20 protein-coding genes are annotated in these 22,728 nt (G+C 68.9%); 16 read left to right on the forward strand and 4 right to left on the reverse strand.

The window, feature by feature from the left end:
* Positions 1–157: 157 nt before the first annotated feature.
* The 10 genes from EGT29_RS13920 to purT all read left to right on the forward strand — a co-directional run bounded on the left by EGT29_RS13920 (position 158) and on the right by purT (position 11,991).
* Entirely contained in the window at positions 158–919 is a 762-nt protein-coding gene (locus EGT29_RS13920) for a crotonase/enoyl-CoA hydratase family protein (protein ID WP_124689554.1), read from the forward strand.
* Positions 916–2,787 carry a feruloyl-CoA synthase gene (locus EGT29_RS13925; RefSeq protein ID WP_124689555.1) on the forward strand — a complete coding sequence of 624 codons (1,872 nt, stop codon included), beginning with the start codon at positions 916–918 and terminating at the stop codon, positions 2,785–2,787. Before EGT29_RS13920 ends, EGT29_RS13925 begins: the two co-directional genes overlap by 4 nt.
* The gene (locus tag EGT29_RS13930) at positions 2,784–3,545 is read left to right on the forward strand and encodes an SDR family NAD(P)-dependent oxidoreductase (protein ID WP_124689556.1); all 762 of its coding nucleotides are present in this window, start codon (positions 2,784–2,786) and stop codon (positions 3,543–3,545) included. Before EGT29_RS13925 ends, EGT29_RS13930 begins: the two co-directional genes overlap by 4 nt.
* Positions 3,546–3,626: 81 nt before the next feature.
* On the forward strand, positions 3,627–4,763 hold the full coding sequence (locus tag EGT29_RS13935; RefSeq protein ID WP_124689557.1) for an ABC transporter substrate-binding protein: 1,137 nt from the start codon (positions 3,627–3,629) through the stop codon (positions 4,761–4,763).
* Positions 4,764–4,820: 57 nt separating this feature from the next.
* The gene (locus tag EGT29_RS13940; RefSeq protein WP_124689558.1) at positions 4,821–5,867 is read left to right on the forward strand and encodes a branched-chain amino acid ABC transporter permease; all 1,047 of its coding nucleotides are present in this window, start codon (positions 4,821–4,823) and stop codon (positions 5,865–5,867) included.
* 41 nt (positions 5,868–5,908) lie between these two features.
* Positions 5,909–7,696 (forward strand): ATP-binding cassette domain-containing protein, encoded by a 1,788-nt coding sequence (locus tag EGT29_RS13945; RefSeq protein WP_124692348.1) that lies wholly within the window; start codon positions 5,909–5,911, stop codon positions 7,694–7,696.
* Between the two features lie 11 nt (positions 7,697–7,707).
* Positions 7,708–8,445 carry an ABC transporter ATP-binding protein gene (locus EGT29_RS13950; protein WP_124689559.1) on the forward strand — a complete coding sequence of 246 codons (738 nt, stop codon included), beginning with the start codon at positions 7,708–7,710 and terminating at the stop codon, positions 8,443–8,445.
* 41 nt (positions 8,446–8,486) lie between these two features.
* Entirely contained in the window at positions 8,487–10,199 is a 1,713-nt protein-coding gene (locus EGT29_RS13955) for an acyl-CoA dehydrogenase (protein WP_370283037.1), read from the forward strand.
* Positions 10,138–10,686, forward strand: coding sequence for a MarR family winged helix-turn-helix transcriptional regulator (locus tag EGT29_RS13960; RefSeq protein WP_124689561.1), 549 nt, complete (start codon positions 10,138–10,140; stop codon positions 10,684–10,686). Before EGT29_RS13955 ends, EGT29_RS13960 begins: the two co-directional genes overlap by 62 nt.
* An 81-nt stretch (positions 10,687–10,767) precedes the next feature.
* A complete protein-coding gene (purT, locus tag EGT29_RS13965) occupies positions 10,768–11,991 on the forward strand; it encodes a formate-dependent phosphoribosylglycinamide formyltransferase (protein WP_124689562.1) in 1,224 nt (407 codons plus the stop codon).
* On the opposite strand, the gene EGT29_RS13970 is transcribed toward purT, so the two are convergent.
* Together EGT29_RS13970 and EGT29_RS13975 are read right to left on the reverse strand one after the other, a co-directional pair.
* The gene (locus tag EGT29_RS13970) at positions 11,978–12,907 is read right to left on the reverse strand and encodes a BMP family protein (protein WP_124689563.1); all 930 of its coding nucleotides are present in this window, start codon (positions 12,905–12,907) and stop codon (positions 11,978–11,980) included. The genes purT and EGT29_RS13970 overlap by 14 nt on opposite strands.
* 143 nt (positions 12,908–13,050) lie before the next feature.
* Positions 13,051–14,652, reverse strand: coding sequence for an ABC-F family ATPase (locus EGT29_RS13975; RefSeq protein WP_124689564.1), 1,602 nt, complete (start codon positions 14,650–14,652; stop codon positions 13,051–13,053).
* Positions 14,653–15,034: 382 nt separating this feature from the next.
* On the opposite strand from EGT29_RS13975, the gene EGT29_RS13980 reads away from it, so the two are divergent.
* From EGT29_RS13980 to mnhG, 6 genes are read left to right on the forward strand one after another with little or no spacing between them, the layout of a single operon-like run.
* Positions 15,035–17,950, forward strand: coding sequence for a monovalent cation/H+ antiporter subunit A (locus tag EGT29_RS13980; protein WP_124689565.1), 2,916 nt, complete (start codon positions 15,035–15,037; stop codon positions 17,948–17,950).
* Positions 17,941–18,282 (forward strand): Na+/H+ antiporter subunit C, encoded by a 342-nt coding sequence (locus EGT29_RS13985; protein WP_124689566.1) that lies wholly within the window; start codon positions 17,941–17,943, stop codon positions 18,280–18,282. The genes EGT29_RS13980 and EGT29_RS13985 overlap by 10 nt, the downstream gene beginning before the upstream one ends.
* Positions 18,279–19,925, forward strand: a complete 1,647-nt coding sequence (locus EGT29_RS13990; protein ID WP_238160408.1) for a monovalent cation/H+ antiporter subunit D — start codon at positions 18,279–18,281, stop codon at positions 19,923–19,925. The genes EGT29_RS13985 and EGT29_RS13990 overlap by 4 nt, the downstream gene beginning before the upstream one ends.
* Positions 19,922–20,413, forward strand: a complete 492-nt coding sequence (locus EGT29_RS13995) for a Na+/H+ antiporter subunit E (RefSeq protein ID WP_202865614.1) — start codon at positions 19,922–19,924, stop codon at positions 20,411–20,413. The genes EGT29_RS13990 and EGT29_RS13995 overlap by 4 nt, the downstream gene beginning before the upstream one ends.
* Positions 20,410–20,688 carry a K+/H+ antiporter subunit F gene (locus EGT29_RS14000; RefSeq protein WP_124689567.1) on the forward strand — a complete coding sequence of 93 codons (279 nt, stop codon included), beginning with the start codon at positions 20,410–20,412 and terminating at the stop codon, positions 20,686–20,688. The genes EGT29_RS13995 and EGT29_RS14000 overlap by 4 nt, the downstream gene beginning before the upstream one ends.
* Positions 20,685–21,119, forward strand: a complete 435-nt coding sequence (gene mnhG, locus EGT29_RS14005) for a monovalent cation/H(+) antiporter subunit G (protein WP_124689568.1) — start codon at positions 20,685–20,687, stop codon at positions 21,117–21,119. The genes EGT29_RS14000 and mnhG overlap by 4 nt, the downstream gene beginning before the upstream one ends.
* A gap of 10 nt (positions 21,120–21,129) precedes the next feature.
* On the opposite strand, the gene EGT29_RS14010 is transcribed toward mnhG, so the two are convergent.
* Both EGT29_RS14010 and tadA read right to left on the reverse strand, forming a co-directional pair.
* A complete protein-coding gene (locus EGT29_RS14010; RefSeq protein ID WP_124689569.1) occupies positions 21,130–22,158 on the reverse strand; it encodes an LD-carboxypeptidase in 1,029 nt (342 codons plus the stop codon).
* Positions 22,155–22,655 (reverse strand): tRNA adenosine(34) deaminase TadA, encoded by a 501-nt coding sequence (gene tadA, locus EGT29_RS14015; RefSeq protein ID WP_124689570.1) that lies wholly within the window; start codon positions 22,653–22,655, stop codon positions 22,155–22,157. Before tadA ends, EGT29_RS14010 begins: the two co-directional genes overlap by 4 nt.
* Positions 22,656–22,728: the final 73 nt, after the last annotated feature.

Genomic DNA, 22,728 nt, shown 5'->3' on the forward strand with positions numbered 1-22,728 from the left:
GACTCAACGTCTTTCCTTTTCTCCCGCCAACTCTCTGTATTCCTCTCGTTGACCTAGGGTAAGCCCCAGCGTTTCACACGAAAAATTAGTTCATACTAATAACTAATACAGAGAACAATCCACGGCCCCCGCCGCGGATACCAGTGGAGAAGACAGCTTGTTGTCCGTCGATACCAACGGGCCGATCGGACGCATTGCGCTCGCTCGCCCCGGCAAACGCAATGCGCTGAACGATGACCTGATCGCCCAGCTGCACATTGCCTTCATCAACATGCCCGAGCACGTGCGCGTGGTCATCCTGACGGGCGAAGGCGAGCACTTCTGTTCCGGACTGGACCTGTCGGAGCTGCGCCAGCGCAGCGTGGCGGACGGCATCGTCCACTCCCGCAGCTGGCATGCCGCCTTCGAGCAGATACAGTTCGGCAAGGTCCCCGTCGTGGCGGTGCTGCATGGCGCGGTGGTGGGCGGCGGCCTGGAGCTGGCCAGCGCCTGCCACATCCGCATCGCCGAACACAGCGCCTTCTACGGGCTGCCCGAGGGCCAGCGCGGCCTGTTCGTCGGCGGTGGCGGCTCGGTGCGCATCTCGCGCCTGATCGGCGTCGCCCGCATGAGCGACATGATGTTGACCGGCCGCGTCTACGATGCGCAGGAAGGCCTGGCCGCGGGCCTGTCGCAATACCTGGTCCCCCAGGGCGGCGGGCTGGCCAAGGCCGAAGAACTGGCCGCACGCATCGCCGCCAACGCACCGCTCAGCAACTATGCCGTGCTGCAAGCCCTGCCCCGCATCGCCGACCAGTCGCAAAGCGAGGGCCTGTTCACCGAGTCGCTGATGGCCGCCATCGCCCAGGGCGACATCGACGCCAAGGCCAGGCTGGAAGCCTTCCTGCAAGGACGCGCCGCCAAGGTGGGCAAGCCATGACCACCGCCCACATCCCGTACCGCCAGGCGTCGCGGGGCGGTTCGCTGTCCGCGCACATCGAGCGCCGGGACGACGGCACGCTGCACCTGCGCTCGACCGAACCGCTGCGCCCCTACCCCGGACGCCTGACGGACTGCCTGCTGCATTGGGCCGCCATGTATCCCGATCGCCTGTTCGCCGCCAAGCGCCGGGACGGCGGCGCCTGGACCGAGATGCGCTACGGCGACACCCTGCACAAGGCCCGAGCCATCGCGCAGGCGCTGATCGATCGAGGCCTGTCGGTGGACCGCCCCATCGTCGTGCTGTCGGACAACGATCTCGAACACCTGCAGGTGGCGCTGGGCGCCATGCTGGCGGGCGTGCCCTACGCCCCGATCTCCGCCGCCTATTCCCTGGTGTCGCAGGACTTCGCCAAGCTCGAGCACACGCTCAACGTACTCACGCCGGGCCTGGTGTTCGTCTCGGATGCCACGGCCTATGCGCGCGCCATCGCCGCCAAGGTGCCCGCCGGCGTCGAGGTCGTGGCCGTGCGCGGCGAGGTTCCCGGACGCCGGCTCACGCCTTTTGGCGACCTGCTCGCCACGCCGGCCACGGACGCGGTCGATGCCGCCCATGCCCGCGTGACGCCCGACACCATCGTCAAGTTCCTGTTCACCTCGGGCTCGACCCAATTGCCCAAGGCGGTCATCAACACCCAACGCATGCTGTGCGCCAACCAACAGATGCTGGTGCAGTGCCTGCGCTTCCTGGCCGAGGAACCGCCGGTGCTGGTGGACTGGCTGCCGTGGAACCACACCTTCGGCGGCAACCACAACATCGGCATCGCCCTGTACAACGGCGGCACGCTGTACATCGACGAAGGCAAGCCCACGCCGCAGGGCATGGCCGAGACCTTGCGCAACCTGCGCGAGATCTCGCCCACCATCTACTTCAACGTGCCCAAGGGCTTCGAGGAAATCGTCGCCGCCATCGAACGCGACGAAGCCCTGGGCCGTACCTTCCTGGCCAAGGTCAAGGCCTTCTTCTTCTCGGGCGCGGGCCTGTCGCCGCAGGTCTGGGAACGCCTGGACCTGGCCGCGCAGCGCCTGTGCGGCGAGCGCATCCGCATGCTGACCGGCCTGGGCATGACCGAGACCGCGCCGTTCGCGCTGTGCGCCAATTCCGACCTGGTGTTTTCCGGCGTCATCGGCCTGCCGGCGCCGGGGCTGGAGGTCAAGCTCGTGCCGGTGCAGGGCAAGCTCGAGGTCCGCTATCGCGGCCCTACCGTCACGCCCGGCTACTGGCGCGCTGCGCAGCAAACGGCCGAGTCCTTCGACGAGGAAGGCTATTTCCGCTCGGGCGACGCGGCCCGCCCCATCGATCCCGAGCGGCTGGAGCTGGGCCTGGCCTTCGACGGCCGCATCTCGGAAGACTTCAAGCTGTCCACCGGCACCTTCGTCTCGACCGGACCGCTGCGGGCCCGCATCATCGCCGCCGGCGAACCCTATGTGCAGGACGTGGTCATCGCCGGCCTCAACCGCAACGACGTCGGCATCCTGGTCTTTCCGCGCATGGCGGAATGCCGCCAGCTCGCGGGCCTCGCCGCCGACGCCGCGGCCGTGCAAGTGCTGGCCGCTCCCGCGGTGCGCGAGATGTTCCAGGAACTGGTCGACCGGCTCTGGGCCTCGGGCACCGGCAGCGCGACCCGCGTGGCCCGCGCGCTGGTCCTCGACACGCCGCCGTCGATCGACCTGGGCGAGGCCACCGACAAGGGCTCCATCAACCAGCGCAACGTGCTCAAACATCGCGCCGACGCGGTCGAACTGATGTACGCCGGCACCGATCCGCGCGTCATTCTTCCCCATGCATCCTCCGGGAGCCCATCATGAAGATCGAAGGACTGGCAGCACTGGTCACCGGCGGCGCCTCCGGGCTGGGGGCGCAGACCGCGCGGCTGCTGGCCGCGCGCGGCGCCAAGGTCGCGGTCCTGGACCGCAACGCCGCGCAGGCCCAGGCCGTGGCCACCGACATCGGGGGCCTCGCGCTGACCTGCGACGTGACCGACGCCGACAGCGTGCAGCAGGCGCTGGACGCGGCACGTGGGCAACATGGCCCCGCGCGCGTCCTGGTCAACTGCGCCGGGGTCGGCGGCGCGCACCGGATAACCGGCAAACAGGGGCCGATGCCGCTGGCCGACTTCAGCCGGATCGTGCAGATCAACCTGGTGGGCACGTTCAACGTCATGCGCCTGGCCGCGGCCGGGATGACCGCCCTCGATCCCCTGGACGATGGCGAACGCGGCGTCATGGTCAACACGACTTCCATCGCCGCCTACGACGGCCAGATGGGCCAGACCGCCTACGCCGCCTCCAAGGGCGGCATCGCCGCGCTGACCCTGCCGGCGGCGCGCGACCTGGCGCAGTTCGGCGTGCGCGTCATGGCCATCGCCCCCGGCCTGTTCCGGACGCCGCTGCTGGACGAACTGCCGCCGGAGGTCCAGACCAGCCTGGGCGGTTCGGTGCCCTTCCCCAAGCGGCTGGGCCAGCCCGCGGAATTCGCCGCCCTGGTGGCGCACATCGTCGAGAACGCCTACCTGAACGGCGAGGTGATCCGCCTGGACGGCGCGCTGCGCATGCCGCCGCGATGACGTCCAGGCACCTGTAGTCGAACCGGCGCAAGGGCGTCCCAGACACGCTCGCCGTCCCATGAAAGCCCCAAAGGAGACACCATGACCTTACGCAAGCTGCTCGTTCCCGCCCTCGTCGCATTGCTGTTCCAGTCCACGGCGCAAGCCGAGATCACCATAGGCGTCAGCCTGCCGCTGACCGGCCCCGCCTCGGGCCTGGGCATTCCCTGCAACAACGGCCTGGCGCTGTGGCCCAAGTCCATCGGCGGTGAAACGCTGCGCGTCATCGTGCTCGACGATGCCTCCGATCCCACGGTAGGCGTCAAGAACGCGCGCCGCTTCGTGTCCGAGGACAAGGTGGACCTGATCGTCGGTTCGGCGGCCACGCCCGTCGCGCTGGCGATGTCGGACGTCGCCGCCCAGGCCAGGACGGTGCAGCTGGCGGCCTCGCCCATCGTGACCGCCCCGGGCAAGGATGAATGGTCGTTCCGGCTGGCCCAGTCCAACGCGGTCATGGCCATCCCCGTCGTCGCCCACATGAAGAAGCATGGCGTCAAGACCGTCGGCTTCCTGGGCTACTCCGACACCTACGGCGAAAGCTGGCTGAACGACTTCACCAAGGAGGCCAAGGCCGCCGGCATCAAGGTGATCGGCGCCGAGCGCTTCGCCCGCACCGACACCAGCGTGACCGCGCAGGCGCTGAAGCTGACGTCCGCCAATCCCGACGCCATCCTGATCGCCGCCTCGGGCAGCGGCGCGGCGATGCCCCACAAGGCGGTGATCGACCGCGGCTATCGCGGCAAGATCTACCAGACCCACTCGGCCGCCTCGCGCGATCTGATGCGGGTGGGCGGCAAGGATGTCGAAGGCGCGTTCGTCGTGTCCGGCCCCGCCACCGTGGCGGACCAGTTGCCCGACGGCAATCCGTCCAAGAAATTCGGCGTGGACTACATCGCCCGCTACGAGAAGATCCATGGCGCCGGTTCGCGCAACCAGTTCGCCGCGCACATGTACGACGCCGCCCTCCTGCTCGAGAAGGCGGTGCCCGCCGCGCTGAAGAAGGCCCGCCCGGGCACGCCGGAGTTCCGCGCCGCGCTGAAGGAGGCACTCGAGAACGGCGGCGTCACGCCGGTCTCACAGGGCATCATCCATTACACGCCCCAGGACCATTGGGGCTTCACCAAGGAAACCGGGCTGATCATGAAGGTCGTCAACGGCGACTGGAAGGTCGAACAATAAGCCCCCCGGCCGGCGTGCGGACGCCGGCCTTTTCCACCCCAGACCAAGAGCTTGCACATGGACTTGACGATAGCCGGCGTCTTGACGCTGGACGGCCTGACCAACGGCGCGATCTACGCGCTGCTGGGCATCGCCACTGTCCTGATCTTCACCGTTACGCGCATCCTGTTCATCCCCCAGGGGGAGTTCGTCGCCTTCGGCGCGCTCACCCTCGCCCTGTTCCAGACCGGCCAGGTCCCCGGCACGGTCTGGCTGCTGCTGGTGGCCTCCGCCGCGGCCTTCCTGCTCGACCTGCGCATGCTGTTGCGCACGCCGGCCGCGCCGGGCCGCGCGCGGGCCGTCCTGCGCCTGGCGCTGGGCCAGCTGGTCCTGCCGGCCTTGATCGCCGCCGTCTGCGTCTGGGCCGCGCCCCGGGACCTGCCCATCCTGCTCCAGGGCCTGCTGACGCTGCTGATCGTCACGCCGCTGGGGCCGCTTACCTATCGCCTGGCCTACCAGTCCATCGCCGAGGCCAGCGTGCTGGTCCTGCTGATCGTCTCGGTGGGCGTGCATTTCGTGCTGCTGGGCCTGGCGCTGTTCTTCTTCGGCGCCGAAGGGTTCCGCAACCCGCCCTTCGTCGATGCCCGCTATGCGCTGGGGCCGCTGAACCTGTCCGGCCAGGTCATCGCGATCTTCGTCGTCTTCGTGCTGCTGATGGCCCTGCTCAAGCTCTTCTTCGGCCGCACGCTGTACGGCAAGGCCCTGCGCGCCACCGCCGTCAACCGCCTGGGCGCCCGCCTCCTGGCGATTTCGGCCGATGCAGCCGGCAAGCTCGCGTTCGCAATGGCCGCCTTCATCGGTGCGTTGTCCGGCCTGTTGATCGGCTCGACCACGACGATTTTCTACGACTCGGGCTTCCTGATCGGCCTGAAGGGGTTCATCGCTGCCGTCGGCGGCGGGCTCGCCAGTTATCCGGCCACCGCCGTGGGCGCGCTGCTGCTGGGCGTGGCCGAGTCCTTCGGTTCGTTCTGGGCCAGCTCCCTGAAGGAAGCCATCGTCTTCACGCTGATCCTGCCGGTGCTGCTGTGGCGCTCGCTCTACACCCCTCATCACGAAGAACACTGATGAAGCCCCATTCCGATACCCTGCGCGCGCCCGCGGCCGACATGGCCCGCCGGCCCGGCGGCTACCCGGTGCGCGCCGCGGTCCTCGCGCTGTTCGTCGCCGCACTGCTGGCGCTGCCGCTGCTGCCCGTGCCCGAGTTCTGGATCACCCAGCTCAACTACATCGGCCTGTACGCCATCGTCGTGGTCGGCGTCGTGCTGCTGACCGGCATGGCCGGCCTGACGTCCTTCGGCCAGGCGGCCTTCGTCGGCCTGGGCGCCTATGCCACCGGCGTGCTGTCGGTCACCTACGGCGTCTCGCCCTGGCTGGGCCTGCTGGCGGGGCTGGCCGTCACGGCCTGCGCGGCGCTGCTGATCGGTCCGCTCACCCTGCGCATGTCGGGCCACTACCTGCCCGTCGCCACCATCGCCTGGGGCCTGGCGGTGTTCTACCTGCTGAGCAGCATCGACTGGCTGGGCAAGTATGACGGCCTGATGGGCATCGCGCCGGTGTCCATCGGCAGCCTGGTCTTCGACACCGGCCGCTCGCAGTTCTACCTGATCTGGGCCTTCGCGCTGGCCGCCATGCTGGTGGCAGCCTGGCTGCTGGACTCGCGTACCGGGCGGGCCATCCGCGCCCTGCGCGACGGCACCGTGCTGGCCGAGGCCATGGGGGTGGATACGCTGCGCTACAAGATCGGCGTGTTCGTCCTGGCCGCGCTGTTCGCCTCGGTCTCGGGCTGGCTGTTCGCCCATTTCCAGCGCAGCGTGAACCCCTCGCCCTTCGGGCTCAACATGGGCATCCAGTACCTGTTCATGGCGGTGCTGGGTGGACTCGGATCGGTCTGGGGCGCGCTGACCGGCGCGGCGGCGGTCAAGCTGATCGAGGACCAGCTCCAGGTGCTGATCCCCGCGCTGCTGGGCCGCACCGGCAGCTTCGAGGTCATCGCCTTCGGCATCATCCTGGTGCTGGTGCTCAAGTATGCCCGGCAAGGCGTCTGGTCCTTCCTGGACGGCCTCGCCCCGCGTGCCCGCCGCAAGCACGACTGGACCGGGGCCGCGCCGCTGCCGGTACGGCCCAAGCCCGAATGCGGCGCCGTCGTGCTCGAGGGCAAGGGACTGCGGCGCCAGTTCGGCGGCCTGGTCGCGGTCAACGACGTGGACCTGGCGGTGCGCGCCGGCGACATCGTCGGGCTGATCGGCCCCAACGGCGCCGGCAAGTCCACCACCTTCCACCTGCTGAGCGGCGTGCTGGCGCCGAGCGCGGGCGAGATCCTGCTGCACGGCCGGCGCGTGGACGGCCTGCCCTCGCGCACCATCGCCAGCCGGGGCCTGGCCCGCACCTTCCAGCACGTCAAGATGATTCCCGACATGAGCGTGCTGGAGAACGTCGCCCTGGGCGCGCACCTGCGCGGCGGCACGGGCGCCCTGCGCTCCATGCTGCGGCTGGATCGGCCGCAGGAGCGCAGCCTGCTGCGGGAAGCCGAGGCGCAACTGGCGCGGGTGGGCCTGGGCGACCACCTGCACGAGTCCGCCGGCAACCTGGCCATGGGCCTGCAACGCCTGATGGAGATCGCCCGCGCGCTGTGCAGCGACCCCGCCGTACTGCTGCTGGACGAACCCGCGGCCGGCCTGCGCCACTTCGAAAAACAGGCCCTGGCCAAGGTGCTGCGGCAGTTGCGCGGCGAAGGCATGGGCATCCTGCTGGTCGAGCACGACATGGACCTGATGATGAACGTGGCCGACCGCATCGTCGTGATGGAGTTCGGCACCCGGCTGATGGAAGGCACGCCCGCCGAAGTACGCGCCAGCCCCGCGGTGCGCGCGGCCTATCTGGGCACGGAACATTGATGGAGCCAGGCATGAACCAGGCATTGCTGGAAGTCTCGGACCTGCACGCGGGCTACGGCCGGGCCGAGGTCCTGCACGGCATCGGGCTGCGGGCCGGGCGGGGCTCGGTCGTGACCGTGATCGGCCCCAACGGCGCGGGCAAGTCGACCCTGCTCAACACGCTGATCGGCGCCGTGGGCGCGCGCGGCCGCATCCGGTACGAGGGCCGGGACATCACCCACATGCGCCTGGAGGACCGGGCCATGCTGGGGATCTCGCTCGTGCCCGAGAAGCGCGAGCTGTTCTCCAGCATGACGGTCGAGGACAACCTCGTCCTGGGCGCCTTTCGCCAGGTGCGGCTGCGCAACCGCGCGTGCATGGAGACCCTGGACGAGGTCTACGCCATGTTCGGCCGCCTGCACGAGCGGCGCCGCCAGCTGGCCGGCACGCTGTCGGGCGGCGAACGCCAGATGCTGGCCGTGGGGCGCGCGCTGATGAGCCGTCCCGAGCTGCTGATGCTGGACGAACCCAGCCTGGGGCTCGCGCCCCGCATCGTCGCCGAGGTGTTCGAGGTGATCGAGCGCCTGCGCCGCACCGGCGTGACCATCCTGCTGGTCGAGCAGAACGCCCGCGCCGCGCTCGAGGTGGCCGACTACGGCTACGTGCTGGAGATGGGCGAGATTTCCCTGCATGGCCCGGCCCGGGAACTGGCTGGCGACGGCCGTGTGGTCGACAGCTACCTGGGGGCCGCGCCGGCCCCCGCCGCCTGAGGGAACGCGCCGTGCGACGCTACGTACCGCCTCTGGATGACATGCAGTTCGTGATCGAACGCGTGCTGCGCGCCCCCGCGCAATGGCCGGACCTGCCCGCGCTGGCCGAGCACGACGTGGAGACGGCCCGCCAGGTGCTGTCCGAGGCTGGACGCTTCGCCGCCGACGTACTGGCACCGCTGAACGCCGTGGGCGACCGCGAAGGCTGCGCCTGGACCGACGGACGGGTCGTGACACCCACGGGTTTCGCCAGCGCCTATCGCGCTTATGTCGAGGCCGGCTGGGCCAGCCTGGGCTGCGCGCCCGAATGGGGCGGCCAGGGCCTGCCGCACCTGCTGGAGGCCGCCGTCCAGGAAATGCTGGTATCGGCCAACCACGCGTGGTCCATGTACCCGGGCCTGCTGCACGGCGCCTACGCCTGCCTCGTGGCCCATGGCGACGCCGCCCTGAAGGCGCGCTATCTGCCCAGGCTGGCCAGCGGCGAATGGCTGTGCACCATGTGCCTGACCGAACCCCAGGCCGGCTCCGATCTGGGGCGCATACGCACCCGCGCCACCGAGCGCGACGGCGCCTACGCCATCGACGGCGGCAAGATCTTCATCTCGGGCGGCGAGCACGACCTGACCGCCAACATCGTCCACCTGGTCCTGGCCCGCCATCCCGGCGGCCCGGCGGGGCCGCGCGGGCTGTCGCTGTTCGTGGTGCCCAAGGTCCTGCCCGATACCGGCGAGCGCAACGCGGTGTACTGCGACGGCGTGGAAAGCAAGCTCGGCATACGCGGCAGCGCCACCTGCTCGATGCGCTTCGAGGGCGCGCGCGGCTGGCTGCTGGGCGAACCCTGCAAGGGCCTCGCGGCCATGTTCGTGATGATGAACGCCGCGCGGCTGGGCGTCGGGCTGCAAGGCGTGGCCCACGGCGAAGCCGCCTACAAGCACGCGCTGCGCTATGCCCGCGACCGCATCCAGGGACGCCCCGCGCCCGGCGCCGCCGAGGGCACGGAGCCGGTGCCGATCGCGCGCCATCCGGCGGTGCACGCCAGCCTGGCGGCGCAGCGCTGCGCGGTCGAGGGAGCGCGCATGCTGGCCTACTGGACGGCGCAGTTGCTGGACGAATCCGAGTACGCGCCCACCTCCGACCGGCGACGCGACGCCCACGAACGCCTGGCCCTGCTGACTCCCCTGGTCAAGGCCTGGTGCACGCGGGCGGGATTCGAGGTGGCCGACCAGGCCCTGCAGGTGTTCGGCGGACACGGCTACATCGAGGAGACCGGCGCGGCGCAGGCGCTGCGGGACAGCCGCATCCCGCTCATCTACGAAGGCACGAACGAGATCCAGGCGGTGGACCTGCTGGTGCGCAAGGTCGTCGCGGACGGCGGCGCCGCCTACGGCCGCCTGCTGGACGACCTGGAAGCCGCGGCCCGCCACGACGGCCAGGGCCTGGCACAACAGGCCATCCAGCTGGAAGCACTGGCCGCGCATCGCCGCCTGCTGGCCGAGCTCGTGCAGGCATCGGCGCAGGACCCCGGCTACCCCTACCGGGCCGCCGACGATTTCCTGCGCGCAGCCGCCCTGCTCTGCCTGGGCCGCTGGTGGCTGAAGGTGCTGGCGCTGTCCCGCGAGGACGACGCGGCGCCGCGCGGCAAGACCGCGACGGCCTGCCATTTCTTCGATACCGTATTGCCCGGGATAGCCCATGTCGAACATCGCATACGGTGCGCCCGCCGCGCCCTGCCTGAACTCGATGACTGCGATTGACGCCACGCCCGCCGTGGAGCGGCCGCACGACGGAAGGAGCCGGCGCGGCGGCCTGGACCGGAGCCGGCTGGACCATCTGCTCGGCTTCATGACCTCGCTGGCGGACGCCACGCTGCGCAAGGCCTTCGTCGCGCACATGGGCGACCTGAAGCTGCGCCCGGTCGAGTTCTCCATCCTGGCGCTGCTGGCGGTCAACCAGCGGGTCACGCAGAAAAAACTCTGCCTGGCGCTGGACACGCCCGCCCCCAACCTGGTCGTGGTCCTGACCCGCCTGCAGGAGCGCGGGTTGCTGCGCCGCATACGCAGCGAGGAGGACCGGCGCGAACAGCACGTGGAACTGACCGGCCAGGGCCGGCAACTGGCGGATCTCGCCCATGCCCGGTCCCTGGCCATGGAGGCCGAGGCGCTGTCGGTGCTGACCGCGGGCGAACAACTGCTGCTGTTCGAGCTGCTGCGCAAGATCGCCACCGGCGGCCGCCCGGCGTAGGCGCCGGCCCGTGCGGACGGGCGCAGCAAGACCGGCCGGTTCGCGCTACATTTCGGTTTTCGCTTCTGGACGACCCCCGCGATGACCGCCACCCGTTTTCCCACCCTGGCCACCCCGCTTTCCCCCGCAGCCGTGCGCGTCATGCTCCTGGGTTCAGGCGAGCTCGGCAAGGAGGTCATCATCGCCCTCCAGCGGCTGGGCGTGGAAGTCATCGCCGTCGACCGCTATGAGGACGCCCCCGGCCACCAGGTCGCGCATCACGCCCGCACCGTCACCATGACCGACCGGGACGCGCTCAAGGCGCTGATCGAGGCCGAGCGCCCGGACATCATCGTCCCCGAGATCGAGGCCATCGCCACCGATCTGCTGGTCGAGCTGGAAGCCGCCGGCGTGGCGCGCGTCACGCCCACCGCCCGCGCCGCCCAGCTGACGATGAACCGCGAGGGCATACGGCGCCTGGCGGCCGAGACCCTGGGCCTGCCCACCTCGCCCTACCGCTTCGCCGCGACCCGGGAAGAATTGCAGGCGGCCATCGACCAGCACATCGGCTACCCGTGCATCGTCAAGCCGGTCATGTCGTCGTCCGGCAAGGGCCAGTCCAAGCTCGACGGCCCGCAGGATGTGGAACATGCCTGGCGCTACGCCCAGGAAGGCGGCCGCGTGGGCGCCGGCCGGGTCATCGTCGAGGGCTTCGTGCGCTTCGACTACGAGATCACCCTGCTGACCGTCCGCTCGCGCGGGGCCGACGGCCAGGACCGCACCGATTTCTGCGAGCCCATCGGCCACATGCAGGTGGACGGCGACTACGTCGAGAGCTGGCAGCCCCATCCCATGTCGCCCGCCGCCCTGGCCCGTTCCCGCGAGATCGCCGCCAAGGTCACCGGCGAGCTGGGCGGCTATGGCATCTTCGGCGTCGAGCTGTTCGTGGCGGGCGACGAGGTCTGGTTCTCCGAAGTCAGCCCGCGTCCGCACGACACCGGCATGGTCACCATGATCTCGCAGGTCCAGAACGAATTCGAATTGCACGCAAGGGCCTTCCTGGGCCTGCCGGTGGACACCTCGCTGCGCCAGCCCGGTGCGAGCAGCGTCATCTACGGGGGCATCGAGGCGGGCGCGGTGGCCTTCGACGGCGTGGCCCAGGCGCTGGCCGAGCCCGGCACCGACCTGCGGCTGTTCGGCAAGCCGGAGTCCTTCGTCAAGCGCCGCATGGGCGTCGGGCTGGCCTCGGCCGCCACCGTGGACGAGGCCCGGACCAAGGCCAAGCGCGTCTCGTCGGCGGTCAGGCCGCGCGCTATATCCGGCTAAGCAGCCCGCTCAGGTCGAATTCCCGCCCCACGTATTCACGGCTCGGGGCGACCTCGCCCCGCACCAGCGCCTGGCTCCATTCGTCCACGGCCTGCCGCGTGGACGGCCCGGCCAGCGGGCTGAGCGCCAGCCGGACATATTCGGGGCGCTCCACGCCATAGTCGATACGGGTGCCGAAAGGCAGATTGCCCTCGGCATGGTCCTGGATGGCCGCCGCGATGCAGCGGCCGGTGTCCGAAATGGCCGAGCCCACGAACAGCTTCGGATCGGTCTCGGTCCAGTCGACGATTGCACCAATCTGGCGCAGCCGGAATTTCTGGCAGGCCAGCACCGCGCCCGGCCGGCCCCCGTCGATGGCCGCGAACACCACGTCCACGCCGCGCTTGGCCATGGCCTCGCAGGTCTCGAAGGCCAGGCCTTCGTCGTCCTGGCTGCCGCAGAAGGACGTCATCATGCCCATGCCCGGCGACTGCCGCATCGCCCCGTCCACATAGGCCGCCCGGGCCGACAGCGCGGCGTCGGTCTTGACCGCCGACAGGTGGCCCAGCCCGCCGGTACGGCTCTCGGCGGCCGCCGCGACCCCGGCCAGGAAGGCCGACTGCTCCTGCAGGACGCCATAGACCGCGCAGTTCTCGGCCAGGTGCGAGCCCTGGACCACGACGAAATGGATGTGGGGAAAGCGTTCGGCGGCCATGGCCACCGGATAGTCGCCGGCGCTGCCGTAGGCCACGACCAGGTCCGCGCCGCGATGGCAGACGTCGATCACGCGCGCCGCGCGTATGGCCGGGCCGGTGGATTCGATCCAGATCAGTTCGACCTGGCGGCCGGCGCGCCGGGCGATTTCCACGCCGGCCACGCCGCATTGGTTGAAGCTGCCGTAGCCGGGAGAGCCGAAAAGCAGGACCTTGACCCGCATGGCTCAGCCCGCCACGCCGGGGGCTCCCGGCGCCATGAGGGTGGCGATAGACAAAGATTTCCGCATCGTCTTCTCCTTGGCGGCGGAACGGATGCCACCGGACTCGAAGCAGACCAAGCAATCTTCGTGCCGTTCCGCCCCGGTCAGTCCTCGATGCCGCGCGAGGCCAGGTACTCGTCGTACGTGCCCTTGTAGTCGATCAACTGGCCGTCGGGCAGTATTTCAATGATACGACTGGCCAGGCCCGATACGAACTCGCGGTCGTGCGACACGAAGAACAGCGTACCCTGGAATTTCTCCAGCGCCAGTTGCAGCGACTCGATCGACTCCATGTCCAGGTGGTTGGTGGGCTCGTCCAGCAGCAGCACGTTGTGCTTGCGCAGCATGAGCTTGCCGAACATCATCCGGTTCTTCTCGCCGCCCGACAGCACGCCCACGGCCTTGCCGATATCGTCGCTGGAGAACAGCAGACGCCCCAGCACCGAGCGGATGGCCTGGTCGTCGTCGCCGGGCTGGCGCCACTGGCCCATCCAGTCGAAGACGTTGTCGTCGGTCTGGAAGTTGTCGGACACGTCCTGCGCCATGTAGCCCAGGTTGGCGTTCTCGGACCATTTGATCGTGCCCTGGTCGGGCGCCAGATCGCCGGCCAGCATGCGCAGCAGCGTGGTCTTGCCCACGCCGTTGGCGCCGATGATGGCGATTTTCTCGCCTGCCTCGACCATCGCGGAGTACTTCGGGATGACGGGGTGGTCGTAGCCCTTGACGATGCCCTCGATCTCGACCGCCTGGCGGTGCATGACCTTGGCCATTTCGAAGCGGATGTACGGGTTCTGGCGCGACGAGGGCTTGACCTCGACGGTATCGGCCTTGAGCTTGTCGATCTGCTTCAGGCGCGAAGTGGCCTGCCGGGCCTTGGACTTGTTGGCCGAGAAGCGGCGCACGAAATCCTGCAACTCGGTGATGCGTTCCTTGGCCTTGGCGTTGGAACTCATCAGGCGCTCGCGCGCCTGGGCCGAAGCCAGCATGTAGTCGTCGTAGTTGCCGGGGTAGATGCGCACCTCGCGGTAGTCCAGGTCGGCCATGTGGGTGCAGACCTGGTTCAGGAAGTGGCGATCGTGGCTGATGATGATCATCGTCGACTGGTACTGGTTCAGGACCGTTTCCAGCCAGCGGATGGTGTTGATGTCGAGGTTGTTGGTGGGTTCGTCCAGCAGCAGCACGTCGGGGTTCGAGAACAGCGCCTGCGCCAGCAGCACCCGCAGCTTCCAGCCCGGCGCGATCTCGCGCATGGGCTGCTGGTGCTGCTCGACCGGGATTTCCAGGCCCAGCAGCAGCTCGCCGGCGCGGGCTTCCGCCGTATAGCCGTCGTATTCGGCGAACTTGGCCTCGAGGTCGGCCGCCCGCATGTAGTCTTCGTCGGTGGCGTCGGGATTGGCGTAGATGGCGTCCCGGTCGCTCATGGCCTGCCACATTTCGGCGTGGCCCATCAGCACGACGTCCAGCACGCGCACGTCTTCAAAGGCGAACTGGTCCTGGCGCAGCTTGCCCAGGCGGGTGTTGGGCTCGAGCGAGACGTTGCCGGCCGACGGTTCGAGATCGCCGCCGATGATCTTCATCAGCGTGGACTTGCCGCTGCCGTTCGCACCGATGAGGCCATAGCGGTTGCCTTCCCCGAACTTGACCGAGACATTCTCGAACAGGGGTTTGGGACCGAACTGGATGGTGAGGTTGGCGGTGGAAATCACGGCGGAAACGGGCTCGCAAGAAAAGGAGAAACGTCGCGCGCAAGCATGACGAAAGCGCGAAGATCAACCTATTAGTGTAACAGCCCCGATTCGGGTTGACCCGAACATTTACACAATGGCCGCCAACGGCCGAGCGGCGCGTCCCCGCGCGCAGCGCAGCTCCGCCGTTTGTTACCATTGGGCGCATAGCCACGAAGCCGGAACTGCGGCCGGCAACGTGCGCATGCCTCTCCTGGATACGATGGCATCCCCAGGCGGATGCCCATGGCGCAAGACCGAGCGCGGGACCATACCCGCCCCGTGGCCTGGCGAGGTGCGTTCTTTGTTGCTCGCTTCTGCGTTGCCCCACCCATACCTATATCAAAGAGAGTGACCGCCCTCCATGTCCTTGCTGATTCTCCTCGCGCTTCCCTTCGCCGGCAGTGTCTTGGCGGCCTTGCTGCCCGCCAATGCGCGAAACCGGGAAGCCTGGCTTGCCGGTTTGGTCGCATTGGCGGGAACGGTACAGGCCGCCCTGCTCTACCCCGAGATCTCGTACGGCGGCGTGGTCCGCTACGAGCTCGCCTGGCTGCCATCGCTGGGGCTGAACTTCGTCCTGCGCATGGACGGGCTGGCCTGGATATTCAGCCTGATGATCACCGGCATCGGTTTGCTCGTGGTGCTGTACGCGCGCTACTACATGTCGCCGGAAGATCCGGTGCCGCGCTTCTTCTCCTTCTTCCTCGCCTTCATGGGCGCCATGCTGGGCGTGGTCCTGTCCGGCAACCTGATCCAGCTCGCGCTGTTCTGGGAACTGACCAGCCTGGTGTCCTTCCTGCTGATCGGCTACTGGCACCACCGGCCCGACGCACGGCGCGGAGCGCGCATGGCGCTCACGGTCACCGCCGCCGGCGGCCTGTGCCTGTTCGCGGGCATCCTGGTGCTGGGGCACATCGTCGGCAGCTATGACCTGGAAACGGTGCTGTCCTCGGGCGACCTGATCCGCTCGCACCCCGTCTACGAGGTCGCGCTGGTCCTGATCGCGCTGGGCGCGCTGACCAAGAGCGCGCAATTCCCCTTCCACTTCTGGCTGCCCCACGCCATGGCGGCGCCGACCCCGGTGTCCGCTTACCTGCACTCGGCCACCATGGTCAAGGCCGGGGTGTTCCTGCTCGCCCGGCTGTGGCCGGTGCTGGCCGGCACCGAGGAATGGTTCTGGATCATCGGGGGAGCGGGCCTGTGCACGCTGCTGCTGGGCGCCTACACGGCGATCTTCCAGCAGGACCTGAAGGGGCTGCTGGCCTATTCCACCATCAGCCACCTGGGCCTGATCACGCTGCTGCTGGGGCTGGGCAGCCCGCTCGCGCTGGTGGCCGCGGTCTTCCACATCATGAACCACGCGACCTTCAAGGCCTCGCTGTTCATGGCGGCCGGCATCATCGACCACGAATGCGGCACGCGCGACATCCGCCGGCTTAGCGGGCTGGCCCAGGTCATGCCCATCACGGCCACGCTGGCCATGGTGGCCGGGGCCGCGATGGCCGGCGTGCCGCTCTTGAACGGCTTCATCTCCAAGGAGATGTTCTTCACCGAAGCCGTGGTGGTCGGCAACGCCGTCGGCATGAGCCACGCGCTGCCCATCGCCGCCACCGTGGCCGGCGCCTTCAGCGTGGCCTATTCGTGGCGCTTCCTGCACGACGTGTTCTTCGGGCCGGCGCCGCACGACCTGCCCCGCACCCCGCACGAGGCCCCGCGCTGGATGCGCTTTCCCGCCGAGGTCCTGGCCTTCCTGTGCCTGGCCGTGGGCGTGGCCCCGGGCTATACCATCGCCCCCTTCCTGGCGACCGCCGTGCGCGCCATCCTGGGCGACGCGGTGCCCAGCTACAGCCTGGCCATCTGGCACGGCTTCAACCTGCCGCTGGTCATGAGCTTCGTCGCGCTGGTGGGCGGATCGGCGCTGTACATGATCCTGCAGAAGACCCTGCGCCTGAGCACGGTCGAGCGCCTGCCGCTGTTCTACAAATTCAATGGCAAGCGGGCCTTCGAACGCGTCATGAGCTTCGCCATCGGCCTGGCCGACCGGCTGACCAACAGCCTGGGCGCGCGCGGCCTGCAATCGCAACTGCTGGGCATCGTCGCCTTCGCCATCCTGGTGGCGGTCGTCACGCTGTATGGCCGGCCGCTGCTGATGCCCGCCGTGCAGACCTCGCCCATCGACCCGACCTTCGCCATCCTGTGGCTGATCGGCATCGCCTGCGCCATCGGCACCGCCTACCAGGCCAAGTACCACCGGCTGGCCTCGCTGATCATGATGGGCGGTGCCGGGCTGGTCACCTGCATCACCTTCGTCTGGTTCTCGGCCCCCGACCTGGCGCTGACCCAGCTGCTGGTCGAGGTGGTCACCACCATCCTGCTGCTGCTCGGCCTGCGCTGGCTGCCGCGCCGCAAGGAGCCCAAGGAACTGGGCATACGCGTGCCCGCCATCGCCTGGCTACACCGGGTGCGCGACCTAGCCATCGCCGTGGCGGGCGGCGCCGGCATGGCGCTGCTGGCCTATGCCGTGCTGACGCGCCCCTATCCCGACACCATCTCCAACTATTTCCTGGAGCGGGCGTTGACCGAGGGCGGCGGCACCAACGTCGTCAACGTGCTGCTGGTGGATTTCCGCGGCTTCGACACGCTGGGCGAAATCTCGGTGCTGGGCATCGTCGCGCTGACCGTCTACGCGCTGCTGCGGCGCTTCCGCCCCGCTCCCGAAAGCATCGCCCTGCCGCACCAGCAGATCGACCAGGGCAAGACCGACGCCGCCGCGCGCGCCGGCGACGACCCGGCGGTGGGCTACCTGCTGATGCCGTCGGTGCTGATCCGGCTCGCGCTGCCCATCATCGCGCTGTTCGCCGTATTCCTGTTCATGCGCGGGCACAACCTGCCCGGAGGCGGCTTCGTCGCCGGGCTGACGCTGTCGGTGGCTTTCATCCTGCAATACATGGTGGGCGGCACCGCTTGGGTCGAATCCAAGATGCGCCTGCATCCGCAGCGCTGGATAGGCCTGGGCCTGCTGTTCGCCGTGCTGACCGGCATGGGCGCCTGGCTGTTCGGCTACCCCTTCCTGACCTCGCACGGTGCCCACTTGCACCTGCCCCTGGTGGGCGAGATCCACGTGCCCAGCGCCTTTCTTTTCGACCTGGGCGTGTTCAGCCTGGTCGTCGGAGCCACGATGCTTATCCTTACCGCCCTGGGCCACCAGTCCATACGCAGCCACCGCGCCGCGCAGCAGGCCGAGGCCGAGCTTCCCCGGGGAGGTGCCCGGTGGAAGTGATCATCGCCATCGCCATCGGCGCGCTGGGCGGCTCCGGCATCTGGCTGCTGCTGCGGCCCCGGACCTTCCAGGTCATCATGGGCATCTCGCTGGTGTCCTATGCCGTGAACCTGTTCATTTTCTCGATGGGCAAGCTGTCCCTGGACCAGATCCCCATCCTGCGGGCCAGCCGCGCCAGCGAGGTCGCCGACTACGCCGACCCGCTGCCCCAGGCGCTGGTGCTGACCGCCATCGTCATCGGCTTCGCCATGACCGCGCTCTTCCTGGTCCTCATGCTCGCTTCGCGCGGCCTGAGCGGCACCGACCACGTGGACGGCAGGGAGGGTGAATGATGCTGTCCTGGCATGACCATCTCATGATCGTCCCCATCGTCCTGCCCATGCTGGTGGCCGGCTTCATGCTGCTGCTGGGCGAAGGCCGCGCCACGGCCAAGGCCGTCGTCAACGTGGCGGCCACGCTGGCGCTGCTGGCCGTGGCGATCGCGCTGCTGCGGCAGGCGGACACCGGCCCGGTGCGGGTGGCCGTCTACCTGGCCGCCAACTGGCCGGCGCCCTTCGGCATCGCGCTGGCGCTGGACCGGCTGTCGGCCATCATGCTGCTGCTGACCGCCATCATGGCGCTGGGCTCGCTGCTGTATTCGCTGGCCAGGTGGCATCGCGCGGGGGTCCATTTCCATCCGCTGTTCCAGCTTCAGCTGATGGGGCTCAACGGCGCGTTCCTGACCGCGGACCTCTTCAACCTGTTCGTGTTCTTCGAGATCCTGCTGGCGGCCTCCTACGGGCTGCTGCTGCACGGGTCCGGGCCGCAGCGGGTCAAGGCCGGCCTGCACTACATCGCCGTCAACCTGGCCGGGTCCTCGCTGTTCCTGATCGGCGTGGCGCTGATCTACGGCGTGACCGGCACGCTGAACATGGCCGACGTGGCCGTGCGCATCGGCCAGGTCGCGGGGTCCGACCGCATGCTGATGGAAGCAGGCGCCGCCATCCTGGGCGTGGCCTTCCTGATCAAGGCGGGCGCCTGGCCGCTGAATTTCTGGCTGCCGCCCTCGTACGCCGCCGCCTCGCCGCCCGCCGCCGCCCTGTTCTCCATCATGACCAAGGTGGGCGTGTATGTGATCCTGCGGCTGTCGCTGCTGATGTTCGGCGACCAGGCCGGCGAATCCAGCGGCTTCGTCCAGCAATGGATCCTGTACGTCGGGCTGGCCACGCTGACCTTCGGTACGCTGGGCATGCTGGCCTCGCAGAACACCGGGCGGCTGGCGGGCTTCGCGGTCATCATCTCTTCCGGCACGCTGCTGTCGGCCGTGGGCTTCGGCCGCGACAGCGTGACGGCCGCCGCCCTGTTCTACCTGGTCAGCTCGACGCTGGCACTGGGCGCCTTTTTCCTGCTGCAGGAACTGATGGAGCGCAGCCGGACCTTCGGCGCCGACCTGCTGGCGGTCACGCTGGAAGCCTTCGGCCTGGACCGCCCGGTCGACACCGAAGAAGACATGAGCACGACCGACATCGGCGTGGCCATCCCCGCCGCCATGGCCTTCCTGGGGCTGAGCTTCATCGCGTGCGCGCTGGTGCTGTCCGGGCTGCCGCCACTGTCGGGTTTCGTCGCCAAGTTCGCGCTGCTGACCACCATCCTGAACCCCGAGGGGCTCACGCCCGAGGTCGGCAGCCCCGAGCCCGTGCTGGCCTGGGTGCTGCTGGGCCTGCTGGTGGCCTCGGGCCTGACGACCGTGGTGTCGCTGACCCGCATCGGCATACGCGCCTTCTGGGTTCCCTCCGGCCGCGCCCAGCCCCGGTTGCGCGTGATCGAGGTCTTTCCCATCGCCGCCATGCTGGTGCTGGGCATCGTGCTAATGGTCCAGGCCCAGCCCGCCATGCGCTATTTCACCGACACCGCCCGCGCCCTGCACCATCCCGACGACTACGTGCGCGGCATCATGTCGGCCCGGCAGGCCGGCCCAGGAGGCGCCACCCCATGATCAGACGCATCGTTCCCTGGCCGCTTACCTCGCTGTTCCTGCTGGCGATGTGGCTGCTGCTCAACCAGACGCTCTCGCTCGGCCACGTCCTGCTGGGCGCCCTGCTGGCCATCGCCGTGCCGCTGTGGACCGCTCCGCTGCGGCCGGTCAGGGCCCGCCTGCGCCGGCCCGGCGTGGCCCTGAAGCTGTTGGGCGTCGTGATCCTGGACAGCGTCAAGTCCAATTTCGACGTCGCGCGGGTCATCCTGGGCTCCAAGGCCAGGCGCGACAACTCGGGCTTCATCCGGATGCCGCTGGCCCTTCGGGACTCGCACGGATTGACCACCCTGGCGCTGATCCTGACCGCGATCCCCGGCACGGTCTGCGTCGAGTTGGCCGACGACAAGAGCTGGCTGCTGATCCACGTGCTGGACCTGAACGACGAACAGTACTGGATCGATACGATCCATACCCGTTATGAACAACCGCTGATGGAGATCTTCGAATGAATGGCATGCTCGAATGGGCCAGCCTGTTCTCGCTGCTGTGCATCGCCATCGCCATGCTGCTGGCCACGCTGCGGCTGCTGAAGGGCCCGGCCGCGCAGGACCGGGTGCTGGCGCTGGACACCATGTACATCTGCGCGATGCTGATGCTGCTGGTGCTGGGCATACGGACCGGCAGCACGGAGTATTTCGAGGCCGCGGTCACGATCGCGCTGCTGGGCTTCGTCAGTTCCGTGGCGCTGGCCAAGTTCCTGCTGCGCGGCGAGGTGATCGAATGACGGGCGAGATGGTATTGCCGCTGTGGGCGGAAATCGTGGTCTCGCTGCTAATGGTGGCGGGCGGCGTGCTGACGCTGGTCGGCTGCCTGGGGTTATGGCGCTTCCACAGTTTCTACCAGCGTATGCACGGGCCGACGCTGGGGGCGACGATGGGAATGGTGTTCATCGTGCTGGCATCCATGCTGTATTTCACGATGGCTGACGAGGGCCCCGCGCTGCACGAGGTGCTGATCGCCGTGTTCCTGACCTTGACGGTGCCGGCCACGACCTTGATGCTGGCGCGGGCGGCGTTGTATCGGCATCGGCGTGCGGGCAAGGACGTACCGTTGCCCGACGGTGGGGCCACGGCGGCAAGGTTCCGTACCGATACGCTGGATGACGAGCACTATTACTCCGTGGACGAGAAGGAAGGCCCGCCCCCCGCGCCCTGACCAACAGGCTTCAGTGTCCGTGCGGGAAGACCAGATAGGCCATGCCGGCTTCGGTCGCCAGGCCAATCTTCGCTCCCACCGGCAGCGTCGCCTTGGTCTTCACATGGCCGAACGGCAGGCCGGTCACGACCGGCACCTTCACCTCGCGCCGCAGCCATTCGACAACCGAGCGCAGGTCATAGCCGGCATCGTGCGGGGTGAGTTTGTAGTCGGTGAAGCTGCCCAGCACGATGGCTTGCTGCCGCGCCAGTACGCCTGCCTGGGCCAGTTGCACCAGCATGCGCTCGACCCGGTACGGGTGTTCGTTGACGTCTTCCAGGAACAGGATGCCGCGGGTGCGCGGGAAATACGGGGTGCCCAGCAGCGAAACCAGCACCGCCAGGTTGCCGCCCCACAGGACGCCGCGGCAGTCGACCGGGTCGGCCTCCTCGGACTCGAAGCTCAGGATCTCGAGTTCGCCGCGCAGGGTTTCGCCGAACATCGCCGCGGTCAGGTCGTCCACGCGCTTGCCGCCGAAATCGAAGGCCGCCATCGGGCCGGCATAGCTGACGGCGCCGGTCCTGGCCAGCAAGGCTAGCTGGAAGAAGGTGAAATCGCTGTGTCCGACGAAGCGCTTGCCGCTGTCGGCCATGGCTTTCCAGTCTATGCGCGGCAGGATGCGGGACAGGCCGTAGCCGCCGCGCGTCGCCATCACGATCGGATGCTTCTGGGTGATCGCGCGCGTCAGCGCCGCCAGCCGCTGGTCGTCGGTGCCGGCGAAGCGTTCATGGCGCAGCAGCGCGCCGCGGTCGGCGACCGGATGGAAGCCCTGCGCCTTCAGGTGGCCTCGAGCGCGCGCGATGACCTCCGGGTCGGGCACCGCGCCCGAGGGCGAGACGAGGTAAACGCCGGGCCGGGTTCCCAAGGGCGGGAACTCCAGGCCGGGTCCATGGTCGTGGTCGTGGTGATGATCGTGGCCGCCGGCATCGCCATGATCATGGCCGGGGTGCGCATCGTGGCCGGGGTGGGCGTCGGCGGGGGAAGAGCGGCGTCGGTTCATGCGGACTCGGAAGGAAGTGGCGGGCCGCCGCGGGCGGCCTCGCGTTTCTGGCGGAAGAAGGCGCGGAGCAGTTCGCCGCATTCGGTGGCGAGCACGCCGCCCTCGACCCGGGTCTGGTGATTCAGCACGGCAATGGACGGCAGGTCGAGAACGCCGCCGCAGGCCCCGGTCTTGGGATCGGACGCGCCATACACCACGCGCGCCAGCCGCGCGTGCAGCATGGCGCCCATGCACATGGCGCAGGGTTCCAGGGTGACGTAGAGCGTGGCGCCGGGCAGGCGGTAGTTGCCGGCGGCCAGGCAGGCCGCGCGCAGGGCCTGGATCTCGGCGTGCGCGGTGGGATCGTGGCTGCCGACCGGGCGGTTGGCGCCCTCGCCCAGGATGCGACCCGAAGCGTCGCAGAGCACGGCACCGACCGGTACCTCGCCGTCGCGCCAGGCTTGTTCGGCCAGCGCCAGCGCGCGCCGCATCAGGATGACATCGGGAGAATCGGACATGGGAGGGAAGGAATGAACCGCCGCATTCTACCGCGCGGGGCGGCCCCGTTCGGCTCGGGAACGGCCTGGAGTC

Source organism: Pigmentiphaga sp. H8 (genome assembly GCF_003854895.1).
Classification (GTDB): Bacteria; Pseudomonadota; Gammaproteobacteria; order Burkholderiales; family Burkholderiaceae_B; genus Pigmentiphaga.

Coding starts and splice junctions, on each gene's coding strand:
- EGT29_RS13925 (WP_124689555.1), top strand. CDS start 916: ATGACCACCGCCCACATCCCGTACCGCCAGGCGTCGCGGGGCGGTTCG.
- EGT29_RS13930 (WP_124689556.1), top strand. CDS start 2,784: ATGAAGATCGAAGGACTGGCAGCACTGGTCACCGGCGGCGCCTCCGGG.
- EGT29_RS13935 (WP_124689557.1), top strand. CDS start 3,627: ATGACCTTACGCAAGCTGCTCGTTCCCGCCCTCGTCGCATTGCTGTTC.
- EGT29_RS13940 (WP_124689558.1), top strand. CDS start 4,821: ATGGACTTGACGATAGCCGGCGTCTTGACGCTGGACGGCCTGACCAAC.
- EGT29_RS13945 (WP_124692348.1), top strand. CDS start 5,909: ATGGCCCGCCGGCCCGGCGGCTACCCGGTGCGCGCCGCGGTCCTCGCG.
- EGT29_RS13950 (WP_124689559.1), top strand. CDS start 7,708: ATGAACCAGGCATTGCTGGAAGTCTCGGACCTGCACGCGGGCTACGGC.
- EGT29_RS13955 (WP_370283037.1), top strand. CDS start 8,487: ATGCAGTTCGTGATCGAACGCGTGCTGCGCGCCCCCGCGCAATGGCCG.
- EGT29_RS13960 (WP_124689561.1), top strand. CDS start 10,138: ATGTCGAACATCGCATACGGTGCGCCCGCCGCGCCCTGCCTGAACTCG.
- purT (WP_124689562.1), top strand. CDS start 10,768: ATGACCGCCACCCGTTTTCCCACCCTGGCCACCCCGCTTTCCCCCGCA.
- EGT29_RS13970 (WP_124689563.1), bottom strand. CDS start 12,907: ATGCGGGTCAAGGTCCTGCTTTTCGGCTCTCCCGGCTACGGCAGCTTC.
- EGT29_RS13980 (WP_124689565.1), top strand. CDS start 15,035: ATGTCCTTGCTGATTCTCCTCGCGCTTCCCTTCGCCGGCAGTGTCTTG.
- EGT29_RS13990 (WP_238160408.1), top strand. CDS start 18,279: ATGATGCTGTCCTGGCATGACCATCTCATGATCGTCCCCATCGTCCTG.
- EGT29_RS13995 (WP_202865614.1), top strand. CDS start 19,922: ATGATCAGACGCATCGTTCCCTGGCCGCTTACCTCGCTGTTCCTGCTG.
- EGT29_RS14000 (WP_124689567.1), top strand. CDS start 20,410: ATGAATGGCATGCTCGAATGGGCCAGCCTGTTCTCGCTGCTGTGCATC.
- mnhG (WP_124689568.1), top strand. CDS start 20,685: ATGACGGGCGAGATGGTATTGCCGCTGTGGGCGGAAATCGTGGTCTCG.
- EGT29_RS14010 (WP_124689569.1), bottom strand. CDS start 22,158: ATGAACCGACGCCGCTCTTCCCCCGCCGACGCCCACCCCGGCCACGAT.
- tadA (WP_124689570.1), bottom strand. CDS start 22,655: ATGTCCGATTCTCCCGATGTCATCCTGATGCGGCGCGCGCTGGCGCTG.